Annotated in this window: 14 protein-coding genes; 6 read left to right on the forward strand and 8 right to left on the reverse strand. The window is 39.4% G+C overall.

All coding sequences use genetic code 11. The features are described 5' to 3' along the window. Window positions 1–9 precede the first annotated feature (9 nt). Complete coding sequence (locus R2S10_RS09445; RefSeq protein WP_316840198.1) at window positions 10–933, reverse strand: AraC family transcriptional regulator; 924 nt, start codon at window positions 931–933, stop codon at window positions 10–12. A 200-nt stretch (window positions 934–1133) separates the two neighbouring features. On the opposite strand from R2S10_RS09445, the gene R2S10_RS09450 reads away from it, so the two are divergent. Together R2S10_RS09450 and R2S10_RS09455 are read left to right on the forward strand one after the other, a co-directional pair. Then, window positions 1134–2639 (forward strand): aldehyde dehydrogenase family protein, encoded by a 1506-nt coding sequence (locus tag R2S10_RS09450; protein WP_316840199.1) that lies wholly within the window; start codon window positions 1134–1136, stop codon window positions 2637–2639. Window positions 2640–2766: 127 nt separating this feature from the next. After that, window positions 2767–3141 carry a DUF779 domain-containing protein gene (locus R2S10_RS09455; RefSeq protein WP_316840200.1) on the forward strand — a complete coding sequence of 125 codons (375 nt, stop codon included), beginning with the start codon at window positions 2767–2769 and terminating at the stop codon, window positions 3139–3141. A gap of 38 nt (window positions 3142–3179) precedes the next feature. On the opposite strand, the gene R2S10_RS09460 is transcribed toward R2S10_RS09455, so the two are convergent. Further along, a complete protein-coding gene (locus R2S10_RS09460) occupies window positions 3180–3833 on the reverse strand; it encodes a hypothetical protein (protein WP_316840201.1) in 654 nt (217 codons plus the stop codon). Window positions 3834–3855: 22 nt separating this feature from the next. Next, on the reverse strand, window positions 3856–6321 hold the full coding sequence (locus tag R2S10_RS09465) for an outer membrane beta-barrel protein (RefSeq protein ID WP_316840202.1): 2466 nt from the start codon (window positions 6319–6321) through the stop codon (window positions 3856–3858). A 135-nt stretch (window positions 6322–6456) separates the two neighbouring features. Between R2S10_RS09465 and R2S10_RS09470 the strand changes: the two genes are divergently transcribed. The 3 genes from R2S10_RS09470 (at window position 6457) to R2S10_RS09480 (ending at window position 8649) form a co-directional block, all read left to right on the forward strand. Next, the gene (locus R2S10_RS09470; RefSeq protein ID WP_316840203.1) at window positions 6457–7569 is read left to right on the forward strand and encodes a metallophosphoesterase; all 1113 of its coding nucleotides are present in this window, start codon (window positions 6457–6459) and stop codon (window positions 7567–7569) included. A 121-nt stretch (window positions 7570–7690) separates the two neighbouring features. Further along, the gene (locus R2S10_RS09475; RefSeq protein ID WP_316840204.1) at window positions 7691–7867 is read left to right on the forward strand and encodes a hypothetical protein; all 177 of its coding nucleotides are present in this window, start codon (window positions 7691–7693) and stop codon (window positions 7865–7867) included. Between the two features lie 122 nt (window positions 7868–7989). Further along, a complete protein-coding gene (locus R2S10_RS09480; protein WP_316840205.1) occupies window positions 7990–8649 on the forward strand; it encodes an HAD family phosphatase in 660 nt (219 codons plus the stop codon). 92 nt (window positions 8650–8741) lie between these two features. Here R2S10_RS09480 and R2S10_RS09485 read toward each other — a convergent pair whose 3' ends face one another. The 4 genes from R2S10_RS09485 to R2S10_RS09500 all read right to left on the reverse strand — a co-directional run bounded on the left by R2S10_RS09485 (window position 8742) and on the right by R2S10_RS09500 (window position 13079). Further along, window positions 8742–9245 carry a hypothetical protein gene (locus R2S10_RS09485; RefSeq protein ID WP_316840206.1) on the reverse strand — a complete coding sequence of 168 codons (504 nt, stop codon included), beginning with the start codon at window positions 9243–9245 and terminating at the stop codon, window positions 8742–8744. After that, window positions 9238–9711, reverse strand: a complete 474-nt coding sequence (locus tag R2S10_RS09490; RefSeq protein WP_316840207.1) for a hypothetical protein — start codon at window positions 9709–9711, stop codon at window positions 9238–9240. Before R2S10_RS09490 ends, R2S10_RS09485 begins: the two co-directional genes overlap by 8 nt. A gap of 50 nt (window positions 9712–9761) precedes the next feature. Continuing rightward, entirely contained in the window at window positions 9762–10991 is a 1230-nt protein-coding gene (locus R2S10_RS09495) for an MFS transporter (protein WP_316840208.1), read from the reverse strand. A gap of 186 nt (window positions 10992–11177) precedes the next feature. Continuing rightward, window positions 11178–13079 (reverse strand): HAMP domain-containing sensor histidine kinase, encoded by a 1902-nt coding sequence (locus R2S10_RS09500; protein ID WP_316840209.1) that lies wholly within the window; start codon window positions 13077–13079, stop codon window positions 11178–11180. Between the two features lie 157 nt (window positions 13080–13236). Here R2S10_RS09500 and R2S10_RS09505 point away from each other — a divergent pair, with 157 nt between their 5' ends. Then, the gene (locus tag R2S10_RS09505; RefSeq protein WP_316840210.1) at window positions 13237–14445 is read left to right on the forward strand and encodes a PQQ-binding-like beta-propeller repeat protein; all 1209 of its coding nucleotides are present in this window, start codon (window positions 13237–13239) and stop codon (window positions 14443–14445) included. Here R2S10_RS09505 and R2S10_RS09510 read toward each other — a convergent pair whose 3' ends face one another. Continuing rightward, complete coding sequence (locus tag R2S10_RS09510) at window positions 14446–14889, reverse strand: SRPBCC domain-containing protein (RefSeq protein ID WP_316840211.1); 444 nt, start codon at window positions 14887–14889, stop codon at window positions 14446–14448. It lies immediately after the preceding gene. Window positions 14890–14934 lie beyond the last annotated feature (45 nt).

Consider the following 14934-nt stretch of genomic DNA (forward strand, 5'->3'; position numbering starts at 1 on the left):
TCTATATGATTAATGAAATCCCGCATTTACCTGGAGTTGATAATGACCTGGTGTCATCCCTACCAACTTTTTAAATGCACGTATAAAATAGTTCGCGTCGCTAAATCCAAGTTCATAACTCACTGCGGCAACTTTCGCTTTTGGATTACTCAATAGTTGTTTCGCTTTGGTGATTTTTTCCGAAAGGATAAACTCATTCGGACTTAATCCCAGCTCCCGTTTAAATAAGCGGTAAAACGTAGCTTTACTCATACAAGCTTTATCTGTTAAGCTATTGATGTTGATTTTTTCATTCAGGTTGGCTTTAATATAGTGGAGTACATATCCCAATGGGTTTCGGTTCGCATGGTCTGCATCTGCTCCTAATGCTTTCAGATTCTGTTTTTGCATAATGCGTACCAGCAATTCTTTTAAAGTCAGGTCTGCCAAAACATCTATAGCTCCCGAACGTTCTGCACAAAGGTTCACAATTTTATTAATGAGCGCAGTAATATCTTCGCTATTATGAAAGTGATCATCTTCAACTTTCAGCTCCCAATCTCCCAGGGAACCTTCTTTAGGAAAAAATTCATTCAGGTACCTTATGGTTTTCTTGATCTGATCAGAGTCGATGGCCAATGCGATACATTGTGTTGGATTTTCATCTGTAGCTTCCGGAAAATCAATATTCATACTTAGTCGGGCTGGCACAATTACCGTTTGGCCAGGATAATACTCAAATTCAGGTCTACCCGACAAGTGCATCACTTTTTTCCCCCTCAACATACTTGTAATCACAAAATCATTAAATACAAGTGGTACAGTATAAGATTCTGTATAGGTTTCAAAGACATTCAATTCACAGCTTTGCAAGGTATATGCGGTTCTGTTTTCTACAAGTGTCTTTAAGCTTTCTGGTCTGCTGAGGCCTAATGGGTTTAGTCTGTGCTGCATATCAAAAGTATAATTTGGTTTAACCTATAAACGATTCAAACATATGGTATTGCAAAGCCTTTAATATCATGAGACAATAGTGCTATGCAATGAAACGATCCTACTACCTAGACCAGCTCGTATGCCCTAGGTTTGTAATAGCGACTTCGTCCCTATCAAATTCAATGTACTTTAAAAATCATTAAAAAGACGATATATTCATGGAAAATCTAGTAAAAAGACCGTCATTTAAATCGCATTACGACAATTTTATTGGCGGTAAATTTGTAGCACCTGTAAAAGGGGTGTACTTCGACAACATCTCTCCGATAGATGGAAAAGTGTTCAGCAAAGCTGCAAGGTCAAGTAAAGAAGATGTGGAGCTGGCATTGGATGCTGCGCATGAAGCCTTCAAAACCTGGAGCAAAAGTTCTCCGACATACAGAAGCAATATCTTATTAAAGGTTGCACAGAAAATAGAAGACAATTTAGAGTACCTGGCAACAGTAGAAACCATAGACAATGGAAAGGCACTTAGAGAAACACTGGCTGCAGATTTACCACTAGTAGTAGACCATTTCAGGTATTTTGCAGGAGTAATCAGAGGAGATGAGGGATCTATTGCCGAGCATGACGAGCATACAGTCAGCATCGCTTTACATGAACCAATTGGTGTAGTTGCACAAATCATCCCATGGAACTTTCCATTATTGATGGCTACCTGGAAAATTGCCCCAGCTCTCGCTGCTGGTTGTTGTACGGTAGTGAAGCCAGCGGAACAAACGCCGGTATCTATCATGGTATTAATGGAATTAATTGGGGATATTTTGCCGCCGGGTGTATTGAATATCGTTAATGGCTATGGTATTGAAGTAGGCAAGCCACTGGCCACTTCCTCTAGGATTTCCAAAGTAGCCTTTACAGGAAGTACCACTTCCGGTCGTTTAATTATGCAATATGCTGCAGAAAACATCATTCCTTCTACGATGGAACTGGGTGGAAAATCTCCTAATATATTCTTTGAATCGGTAGCGGACAAAGATGATGCCTTTTTTGACAAAGCAGTAGAGGGTGCTGTGATGTTTGCCTTAAATCAGGGTGAGATCTGCACTTGTCCATCGCGTCTTCTGATTCAGGAAAGCATCTATGATAAATTTATAGCGCGCGTAATTGAGCGTACTAAAGCGATAAAGATCACACATCCACTGGATAAAACCAGTATGATGGGCGCACAAACCTCCAATGAACAATATCAAAAGATACTTTCCTACCTCGCCATTGGCAAGGAAGAAGGTGCAGAGCTGCTGACTGGTGGAGTAGCCAATAAGCTGGAAGGAGAGCTGGAAACCGGTTATTATATTGAGCCTACAATTCTAAAAGGCCATAATAAAATGCGGATTTTCCAGGAAGAGATTTTTGGTCCCGTTCTCTGTGTCACAACATTTAAAACTGTAGAAGAGGCGATAGAAATTGCAAACGACACCTTGTATGGATTGGGTGCTGGCGTTTGGACACGTGATGCCCATGAGCTGTATCAAGTACCGCGTGCTATTCAGGCTGGAAGAATCTGGGTGAACCAGTACCATGCTTACCCGGCACATGCACCTTTTGGAGGTTATAAAAAATCAGGTTTCGGAAGAGAAAATCATAAAATGATGCTGGATCATTACCGCAGCACCAAAAATATGCTGATCTCTTACGACAAAAATAAATTAGGATTCTTTTAATGGTTAATATTCAATCCTGGCTTAACGACGGTTAAGCCGGGATTTTTTTTCATTTAGATCCAGTAAACTATGCGCCCTAAAACAATGAAAGCCGCAATAAAGTTTTCGATCAATAAATCAATCAGACATGGGAATCAAGAGAATTGAAGCTACCGAACAAGCCAAAGAAGTGATTGCTAAACTCAAGGAAGAATATGGAGAATTGATGTTTCATCAAAGTGGTGGCTGTTGTGAAGGCTCCTATCCACATTGCTTCGAGAAGGGTGGATTTTTAGTTGGCTCCAACGATGTTTGCATTGGCGAAATCGAGGGTTGTAAATTTTATATGGCCGGCGACCAGTTTGAATATTGGAAGCACACTAAACTTACATTGGATGTCATCTCTGGAAGAGCCGCCAGTTTTTCTCTGGAGTCTACCCTGGACATGGGCTTTTTAATCCATTCCAGAATATTTACGGAAGAGGAATTGAAAGATTTGGAACCTGTAATACCTGCGGATTAGTTCCGCAGGTATTAATTATTAGGTATTCCATTCAAAAATTACTTATAGAACTGGTCCCAGTTTCCCTTGTAATGTTCTTCAAAATTCTCTTTGTTATCAAAAACTACTGGTAATCGATCCAGACTGAAATAATTAAACTCATCATAAGGTTTCAGCAGTTTCAGGTATTCCATTTTGATCTCAGCTTGGAGTCCACTTTCTTTACTATTGAGCATCTGCTCTTTCGTTAAAAAGAAAAAGGTGGTATAAGCACCAAATCTAGCGACTTCCCAAAGTTGTTGTTCTAAAAACCTTGTTTTAAAACCATTGACCTCTTCCTGGGGAATTCTTTCATTACAAGCCGCCTGTTCAGCTGGTTCAAATTCCTGAAAAATCACCCAGATATCCGAATTATCTGAAATTCCATGAGGGTCATTTTGAAAAGTCTTGAACTTATCTACAATAGCCTTTCTCTTCTCTTCATCATAACCAGTTCCATTATGAAACACAGATGCCTGACCCTGAAGTTCAAAAATCAAGCTGAGTTTAGGTCGGTTATTAGGATCAATTTTATCATAGATCACATTGATCGGTCGCCATCCAAATTCTTCTAAAATCCAGTCCGCGAATCTGGAAAAAGAACTATCCAATTCCTTCTCTCCCTTTTTAATCAATTTTGTCGAATGATAATCTCTTTCAGAAGTATACATCATCTGCCCATCATTTTATATGGCCTTAACGGCCGGATTTTACCCGTCTCCCCTCTGTTTCGGAACTACTTGAGCGCTGACGGGCCCCCTTAACATCTTTACTTCCGAAACGATAGGTACAAGTTAGGCGAAATACCTGACTTTCCCATCTTTCATTGACTACATAATTTTGAGAAGGCAACGCACTGGTAATCTTACTTTTTTGTAATTTAAACAGATCATTTGCAGAGAACTTAAGGTTCAGTTTATTGTCCATAAAGGACTTACTGGCGCCCAAATCCACTCCATACTGCGAGGCAATTAGCAAAGTTCCATATACTTGTTTTGACTGAAAGTAACCGGACCATTCAAATTTTGTGGAAGAATTCAAGGTCAGCGTTTGGGTTGTATTAAAATTGAATGCTAATCGACCACTTTTATAAGCGGCTCCCAAAATATCAGGTGCCTGGAAATTATTATAATAGGTCGTTAAGTTATTATTGGTACTCCACCAGGAAGTAATAGCAACTGGGTAGCTCAGGTTCAGGTTATAAGAATCTTGTTTAGCCAGATTTTGGATCGAAATAAAAATAGTTTTTCGGGCAGTATCGGTTAACAATACATCAGTCATCACGTCACTGGTATGGCTATAACCAAGAGTTACATTTAAGCTCTTTTTAAAGGAATAGGAGAATTCAAAGGCATTGGTAAATTGTGGTTTTAAGAAGGGATTACCTTGTCTGTATGAGTACAAATCCAAATAACTGATAAAGGGATTTAAATTACCATAATCCGGACGATCAATCCTGCGGCTATAAGAAAGTCCAACCTCATGATCTTTTGACAATTCATGATTGATGAAAACACTTGGAAACAAATTGATATAATCTCTTTTAACTACTTTATTTTCGGTGACAGAGTTGCCTTTAGAATTGGTCTGTTCAGCTCTTAATCCAAGTTGAACGGTAGTATTTTTGAATTTGGTTTTAAAATTAGCATAGGCTGCATTGATATTTTCATCATAAATAAAGCGATTGCTCTTGCCTATGTCATTTTGCCATTGGCTCTGTACAAAATTCTCATAAAGGAAGTTATTATCTGTCGTCACAAAACTGGATTTCATGCCCAGGTCTAACTTCATGTCTTTATTTATTGGGTAAGTATAATCAACTTTTGCGCCCCATATTTTCACTGTGGAAGGAGAAGAATTTCTGAAAATATAATCAGGTTTTAGCGGTTGTCCTACTGCATTTTTAAACATATTATTGAAAACATTATCCTCATAACCATTGTAACGGGAATAATCTGCATCAAAGCTGATTTCCTGCCCTGTGGTATCCAATGTTCCACGATAGTTTAAATTATAAGTGATTCCTGTATATTTTGAGCTACCAGTATTTGGCGCTACTACCGAAGAGTCTGTTTTACCGGGCTGGTCGCCAATTAACGTTAATACATCTGAAGCTGATTTTCTAGTACTACGGTAACCATTTACGAAGAATCCGAGGGTATGGTTATCATTGATAAAATAATCCATTCCAGCTTTAAAATTGCCATTCCTCCTTCTGCGTTCAGAATGACTGGTTTGATCAAAATAAGTTTGATCTACAGCCGTTTTATTTACCCTTACTATATCTGTTTCCCCAAAATTCTTATTCATACCGAAGACTGCATTTCCAAAAATATTAAACTTCTTTTCTCTGTGATTCAAGTTTAATCCAGCATTCGCTTTATAGAAAGTGCCATATCCTGCACCTGCAGACAATGAACCGTTAGTACCGAAATTGCGGTTTTTCTTTAATTTGATATTGATGATGCCTGAGTTCCCCGCAGCATCATATTTAGCGGAAGGATTGGTAATTAATTCTATGGACTGAATGGCACTTCCTTCTGTGGAACGCAATAAATTGGCCAATTGCTCTGCCGACAGGTAAGTAGGTTTTCCGTCCAGCATCACTGTCACCCCTTGTTTCCCCCGCAGTGCGATCTTACCATCTTTATCAACGGTTACTCCCGGAGCTTTCTGTAAAATTTCCAGGGCTGTATTTCCGGTAGCGAGAATGCTATTTTCTATGTTCAGTACTGTTTTATCAATCTGTCTTTCAATCAGGGGCTTTTGCTTCACAATCTCCACTCCTTTCAACTGCTTCGCGTCAATTACCATTTGAACCTGTTCTACCGTTTGCAAGCGTTGATCTGCAGCAATCAAGAAAGGGCCTTTGACCATTTTTTTATAGCCAACTACATAAATAGCCACCAAATATTTCCCCGGTTGAATGCTTTTAAACTCGTAAGTTCCATTGTCGCCGCTCAAAGTTCCTCTTACCGAACTGGAGTCTTTCGCATTTAGCAAACTGATACTTGCATAAGGAAATGCTTTCTGTGTTTCATCAAGGACTTTCCCTGAGATCTCTCCCGAAAATGCTCCGGCATTTTGCGCCTGTGCCTCATTAAAAATAAATAACAAAGTACTGAGCAACAAGGGAAAGAAGTAGTATATTTTCGTTTTCATATGGACATAGTTATTTCACCTACGCTTTTAAGCATATCATCAGGTAAAGTGAATGGTTTGGGTGATCTTGTTTTCTGAATATAAGATGTCCTTAAGTGGCAGAAGGTTACATGAATTTGAAAATATTTTACAAACATGCGCGTATTTTTACAAAAATTGCTGACGGATCGGGTGATCAAACTAGCGAACAAGTATACTTCAAGGCCAAATCAAAAACGCGTCCATGAGGCCTTAACCTCCTTATTTAACCACATTAACAAGGGTCAGGGAAAGCATGGTTTAATACTTGATTTTGACCCCTCCTCCAGACTCATTATTTTTTCCGATCAGCACAAAGGCAATCGCAGTCCGGGTGATGATTTCGCTTTATCAGAAAAGAACTACCTCGCTGCATTAAAATATTACAACGATCAACAGTTTCTCTTTTGCAGTCTGGGGGATAGCGAAGAATTCTGGAAGTATCCGGTACTCAGCGTCCTTAAACACAACAAAGCTACTTTTGAACAGGAGGCCAATTTCCTAAAGAGGAACGCTTTCTTTAAAATTTTTGGCAACCATGATTTATACTGGGACAATGATCCACTTGCCGGGTACCAATTAGAAAAAGCATATGGCAAAAAGCTGAAAGTTCATGAAGGCATCATTTTGCGCATCCCAATTGACAGCAGAACATTGGCTGTGTTTTTAACCCATGGACATCAGGGCGACTTACAAAGCGATGGGAATTGGTTTAGTAAGTGGTTTGTCTCCAATGTTTGGGCTCCATTCCAGGCCTATCTTCGCATCAATCCAAATACACCGGCCTTCGACAATCAATTAAAATCTAAGCATAATGCGATGATGTATGACTGGACTGCCCAACAATCTGGAATGGCATTAATTACCGGACATACGCATCAACCAGTATTCAACTCCCTTACCCATTTGGAAAGAACCTATATCCGTTTAGAGGAGGCTAGAAAAAATGGCAATGCCGAAGTGGTTCAGAAATTGGAAGCGGAGTTAATAGCCGGAAAAATTAGCGGAGATACCTCTCCCAGGCTGGATTATTCCAGAAATACTTATTTCAACACTGGGTGTTGCTGTTTTAATGATGGTGACATTACTGGAATAGAAATAGCTGATGGAAAAATCCGTTTAATCAAATGGAAGTTCATTCCGCAAACTGGCTCTAAACGAACAGTATTGGAAGAAAGCTCCTTAGCAAACTTATTAGAGCCAATTGTACCAGCTGAATCCAAAATCTAACCAAGCGGTTATCACAAAAATCAACTCCTAAAACCAACAGCAAAAAGCGTATATCTCGATGCTGTTAAAACTAAAAAAGCTAACACTTGTTTTTAAATTCTAAACATAGAAAGGAATCATCATGAACAAAGAACAGCATCCCAAAAAAAGTACATCTAACCAGGGAAATCCGACTTCAGATCGTGCCCATCATAGTGTTAAAGATGACAAGAAACAAACTGGCATTACCAATGGAGGTGGACAACGGTCCGATCAGACCTCTAACAAAGACAATACGAGAAAACGGACAAACAAATAAATCCGATTTAAACTAATCTGCAAATACAGATCATTATCCTACTGGCTTATCCCAGGTGCTATTCATCTGTAGGATAATGATCTGAAAAAATTTATCTTTCCGAATTTGATTAACTTTGCCGGATGAATAAAGAAATTGCAGTCATCTTTGACATGGATGGCGTTATCTGCCATACCAATCCTTATCATTCACTTGCCTTTCGTGATTTCTTTGCAGTCAGAAACCTGGCTCCTACTGAAGCTGAATTTGCCCAACATATGTTTGGAAAAAGCAATAGCTATATCTTCAATCACTTTTTTAACAGACCGATTGTTGGTGCGGAGTTATTGGAACTAGAAGAAGAAAAAGAAGGATTATTCCGCAAAATTTATAAAGACCACATTGAACCCATTGCTGGTATTTTGGAGTTTATATCCGACCTGGATCAGCATGGCGTAAAGCTAGGCGTAGCCACTTCAGCTCCATATGCTAACCTTGATTTGATATTGAGCGAAGTAGACATCCGTAATAAACTCGGTTCTATTATGGCTAGTGAAGATGTAAAAAAACACAAACCGGATCCGGAAGTGTACCTTACTTCTGCGAAGAACCTAGGGGTATCACCTGATCAATGTCTGGTATTTGAAGATTCTTATTCCGGGATTTCTGCTGCGCTGAACGCAGGGATGCGGGTAGTGGGCGTATTGACTTCTCATACGATTGAAGAACTTCCGAAATGTGATTTATACATCAACGATTACCAGGAATTGTCGTATAACAAGATCATCGACTTATTTCAATAGCAGTTTAAAAAGAAACAGCCCGGATTTGGGCTTATGAATATAAAAAAGGAATCCGGATCTTTTCCAATAGAAAATCCGGATTCTTTTAATAGCTATTTTCTCATACTGCGCATCTCCAATTTCAACTGTTGGATTTCTTCCTGTGTATGTTTGTTTTCCAGGTAATAATAGATTGCAAAGGCTAAGAATATCTTCCCTAATACGAATACTGCGGCAAATACCCATCTCCAGATCTTGCGGATCCGCATATGACCGGATTCCCCTTCAACCTCAATAAACTGTTCGCTTCTACCTGATCTTGAATTTGGACGACTTCTTTCTACCGGTTCATCACCGATAAGGTATTCCATCTTTGGTGGTGTTTTCACCAATTCATTCATATTGGCTTCAATCTTAGCCCAGGTATTTGGTGGTGGTGCAATGGCCATATGTTCGGCAATACGTTCCAGATCAGCTTCCAGGATTGCCAGCGCTTCTTCCACCTGAGGATGACTGGATTTAAGGGCCAACAACTCTTCAATTTCAGCTTTGGATGCAGACCCCAATACATAGGATTCTAATATTCCACTTTCCAGGTATTCGTTTATTTTAACCATTGCTTCTCATAATTAGGAAAGCCTCTTTTAAAGTCTTTCTGGTTAAATCCTCTGTTGTATTTAATGCGATAGCTAGTGCAGAAATTGTTTTCCCATGATGGTAAACCTCACAGAAAACCTTCCTTTGCGCTTCATTTAACTGATCAAGGTAGTCATTAACAGGATGCGCGAGCGCCATTCCTTTCAAATCATACACCTCTTCGTATCCCTTAACCACATGAAAAAGGAGCAATTTTGTTTTTGCAAATTTCAACAACTGACACCAGTTGCTGACGCCCTCTTGCTCCTGATTTTGATGCAGCAGAGAAAGGGCTGAAAATATTTTCACTAAATATTCTTCGGCTAATTTTCGGTCTTTTACCACTTCAAAAATATAGCCTAATAACTTCCCCGCATGCTGATCATAAAGGCAGCGTATGCTCTGGGCTGGGTGATCAATGATCACCTGAGAGGTAGATTCGGACATGATTACATCTAAATTAACCAAAGTTTAGCAAAAACAAAATAAAAATTAAGCTACGATGCTATACTTCCCGGTTGTTTCTTATTCATTCTGAAGATAAAAAACATCACAACTATAGACAACAAAATCAGGATCAAATAACTGTAACTCAGATTCCTTTCATCCTGTGCTGGTACAATATTCACAATACCATAACTTAAGAAAGAAACAATTACATAAGTGATCCCTCCGGTTAGTCCGCCTGCAATACCTGCATTTTTCGGGAACTTACTTAGACAAAAAGTGAAATAATTGTTAAAGGTATAACCCGCCCCTACATGAATAATAAAGGCAAAGAAAATCAGTGAGTATAAGTTGGTAATGTAATTAAGGCTAAAAATCATTAGGCCAACAAATGCGAGTTGTAAGGAAACATTCCATACCAGTCGACTAAAAAACGGCTTATTGATCGTTGCTTTACCAATAAATCCACCTACCATCCAGGCAAAACCCAATACCAATGAGCTATAACCCGCAATCACAGGAGAAAAATGAAGGTGGTGTTCAATGATAAAAGGACCTGTCATATTGTAAACCATGACCATGCAATAGGCCAATCCAAGCATCACAATACCTAGTGTAAAGCTTGCCGTTTTTATCATCTCTAAATAGATATTCACAATCTTTCTAAAGTTAAATTCTGTTACATGAACCAGTGTTTCCCCACTGTAGATCAGTTCAAGTGCAGCAAAAACCAGGGCAAAACCTGCCAGGAAATAAAAGTTAGATTCCCAACCGAATACCGCTTGCAGGTAACCTCCAACGAAAGGTGCAACAATAGGTCCGGTAGACCAGATGATAGAGAATAGACTGAGGTAATGTTTCAATTGATCTCCTTTAAAAACATCCACAAAGTAGGCTCTTTTAGCGACAACGATGGCTCCTACGGTAAGCCCGTGGATTACGCGCATCCCGTAAATCAAATAAATATTATGTGTAAGCGCAATCACCAGACTTGCCCCTGCAAAGATCAAAAGAGAAACCAGACAAACCTTATACCTGCCAAAGCTATCCAGCACACTGCCGATAAACAATTGAGAAACACCATAGCTGATCAGGAAAATGCTTAGAGTAAGTTGCACCTGGATGCTGGAAACATTCATTTCCCCGGCCATAGTAGGCAATGATGGAATATAAATATCGGTAGCAAAGCCCGATAAAGGAAGTAATGCAAAGGCGAGCCATGTAGCAATCTGCTGATGGTTTTCTTTTATTGTTTTTGTTTTTGATAGACTTGTAATCATAGATTCGGCAAAATTAACACTTTACCATCAGAGAGAATTATGAGAATCAAATATGCTATTACATAATTCAATTAAGCGGAATCACAAAACGCCTTAAAAACACCACAAAAGCATTAATTTCGACAAAACACAGCTCAAGTCCAAAACAAAAATTACACAATTCAAACAAAGTAGAACTTAGAGCGCTTAGCCCTTAGTTTTCAGGGTTAAGAAAAAGGTGGTTCCTTTTCCTAATGCACTCCTGGCATGAATTCTGGCCTTCATGATCGTAGCCATTTCATAGGAAATGCTCAAGGCAAGGCCGGCACCGTTATTTTGATTTTCGTCCCCATTAGCCGCTGCTAAAGTAAAAAGGTGGTCTATCTTTTTCTGGCTCATCCCCATCCCCTCGTCATTAATACTCACTACTATTTCCGTTTCATTCTGCTCCACTGCAACGGTAATCACTCCGCCTACAGGAGAAAACTTCGTTGCATTGTTCAACATATTTCTAAGAATGAAAAGCAGCATCTGCTTGTGTGCGCAAACGACGATGTGTTCTGGAACATCGAGTTCCAGCCGGATCAATTTTTTCTCCTGTCCCATCTGGAAAAAGGTATTGGCTTCATGGATAAGTCCTTTGAGTATTAATTTCTCAGGATGGTATTCAAAACCGTTTTTCTTAGATTTTATCCATTCCAACAAACCATCCATAAAAGAAAGGCTTTTCTGTGCCGTTCCATTCAGCTCCCTCATGATTTCCAGTTTCTCCTCCTCCCCTAGTAAATCCACTTCTTTATTAAAAATACTGGAAAGCATCACTACCGTACTAAAAGGTTGTCGAACATCATGCGCAATCACGGAAATCAGCATGGTATTAAAATGATTTGTTTTTTGCAATTCTATGTTCTGTCTCAATGTCAGCTCATGAAGTTTTCTTTGGGCCTCCGCATGCTCTCTTTTTACCCTTAATGAACGGTATACAAAAAATAGCAGGGCGATACTGAGGGCAAACAGACAAGCCAATAGTGCAACCATCCGAAACCTGGAATCTGCCTTACTTTTAAGCTCCATATTTTCATTTTCACGCAGGGCGAAATTCAAATAGTTATAACCGGATTTATCTGCGGCTTTCGCAATCTGATCTCTTTTTGCCAATAATAGCGAAACATAGTAATACGCCTTTTCCGGCTGTCCATGTAATTTGTAATAACTGTATAGCTTTTCTGCGAAAGTGGTATAGTATTCCGCATAACCAAATTCCTCCGAGGCTTCCAATCCATTGGTCAGGTAATTAATCCCCAGCTGGTCTTTTCCCTGGTCCAACATCATATCGCTCAGCGCAGCATAAGTCCATACCTTTACACTTTCATAGCCCATCAAATCAGCCTGCTTTAAAGCATTCAACAAAGTATCCAGACCTGCTTGTTTTTGCCCCTCTTTATAAAGCGTAACCCCAGCCGTTGCACTATAAAAGATAATCATCCGATGATCCTTGTATTTTTTTGCAATGGCATCACCTTCCTCAAATAACGCTTTAAAGCGCTGACTGCTTAAACTCGTATCGATACTCAGGTATTTACTAATAAGAATAGAACGAATAGAATCCTTTTTCAAAGACTTGCTGTTCTCATAAGCCTCCTGAATGTATTGTTGTGCATTTCCTCCTGATTTATTTACAGAAATCAAAGAACCCACATTCATATTCACCTTACAAATGCCCTCCTGATCGTCTATTTTCTTATAAATTTGAAGCGCATCATTAAAGTATTTTGCTGAGAGGTAGTTATTGATCGCTAAATAATAAATACCCTGACAGTTTAGCGCATCAGCAATACCTTTATCATACTGATGTCTGAGGGCGATTCCTTCTGCTTTTTGAGCATAGTAGAGACAGGAATCCCGATATTGAAGATGGGAAAGCATCCCAATCCGGTTGAGTACATCGACATACCTGATACTATCCTTAATTTTCGGAAGACTAGATTCTAAATCCCTAACCTCTGCGATTTGAGAAAACCCAGTTGTGGGACCGAATAACATAGTCAGTAACACCACAAAAAACATCAATCGTTTCCGGATAATGAGCGCAGATTGATCAGGCATCATAAGCTTCTCTGTGGTCACTTGTCTCCATCATATTAATTTCCTTAAAAATAAGCAATAATTATACAGCTAAGATATTTTTATATATTTATAAATACGTTCACTTTCATGGTCCTTTCGTACTCCAAATATGAGTATTGCCATAAAAAACTTAATTATTATGAAAATAACGCGCTCAAATCTCAACATCTCCATTCGATTACTGATTTTCCTGCCTTTTCTTTTTTGCAGCCTTAAAAGCAAGGCACAGCCTGCGGTATTGTGGAAATTTAATACTGGTGCTGCAGTATATGGAACAGCCGCCATACACAATGACCATATTTATTTCGGAAGTGGGAATCACAATTTCTATGCCTTAAACAAACTTTCAGGAAAGGTACTCTGGCAATTTAAAACAAAGGGAGCAATACAATCCGATCCATTGATTCATGAAGACAAAGTGATCTTTTCCAGTGGGGATGGTAAAGTCTATGCGTTAAATTCCAACAGCGGAAAATTAATCTGGAGCTATACTACCGGAGGAGAGCAGCAATACGATGCCTGGGACTATTACCTTTCTTCACCTGTTGTGGCCGAAAACATCGTTTATATTGGTAGCGGAGACAGCAGCGTATATGCACTTGATTTAAACTCAGGAAAGAAAATCTGGTCTTTTAAAACCGGAGGAATGGTACATGCCAGTCCGGTGATTAAAGATAAAAAAGTCCTGATTGGTAGTTACGACGGTAATTTCTATGCCTTAGCTACCAAGACCGGCGAACTGATCTGGAAGTTTAAAACGGTGGGCGACTTAAACTTCCCAAAAGGAGAAATACAAAAAGCGGCCAGGACAAACGAAAATGATGTTTTCTTTGGAAGCCGTGATTATAACATTTATTCGCTCAATTTAAAGACTGGAACGGGGCAATGGAACCGGAAAGAAGCTGGCAGCTGGATCGTTGCAACACCGCTTCTTTACCAGGACAAGGTTTTTGTTGGCAGTTCAGACACCCATCAGTTCCACAGTATGGGCAGCACATACGGCGATATCAAATGGACATTGCCACTCAACATGAGGGTGTATGGGGCTGCAACGGTCCATAATGACGAATTGATCTTCGGCTGCTTTAATGGACACATTTATTTTGTAGACCCGGCGTCCGGAAAAATTAAGGCGAGCTTTCAAACCGAGGAAAGCAAAAAACACTATGCAGATTTATTCGATAAAGAAGATAAAATCAGAAAAGATATCGATCCTGATGGAAAAAACTATTTAGAGGTAGAAAAAAGGATTCTTGCGCTAGGAGCGATCCTCTCTACACCTGTGGTAGAGAAAGATCTGGTTTATTTTGGCGACTCCAATGGATTTTTCTATGCAGTAAAAAGGTAATTAGTTCTTCTTTTCTGCCAATTCCTTTACTTTTTGCAAAGCCAATGGCCAGGTTTTGAGCATATATCCCTCAAAATCATCCGTGATGTCTGCGCTTATTTTCCATTCCGTTTGACCATCGACTTCAGTGAGGGTATAATTTTCAAGGGCACCTGCCCATCCTTTTACCTCTTCACTTACCCGATCTTCTGTTCCGTTGATCACATTTCCGAGATGTCTGATTGACAAAAATTTATATGGAATATTTTCAGCAATTTCGGAAACCATTCCATTTCCAGTACCATCCAGAAAAATCGCTTTGCTTCCTTTCTTCCAGTCTGTTTTTACATTGGAGCCTTCAGCAAATCCGGCCGTCCATATCGGATAAGTCTCCTCTCCCAACAATACCTCCCATACCTTTTCAGGCGAAGCATTGATCATCGTTTTAAATTCCATTGTTTTCATAAGTTCAATATTTAGCAGGTTAAAGCTGTATTAAATATAGCTTAT

The sequence above is a fragment of the Pedobacter gandavensis genome (assembly GCF_032678745.1).
Lineage (GTDB): Bacteria > Bacteroidota > Bacteroidia > Sphingobacteriales > Sphingobacteriaceae > Pedobacter > Pedobacter gandavensis_C.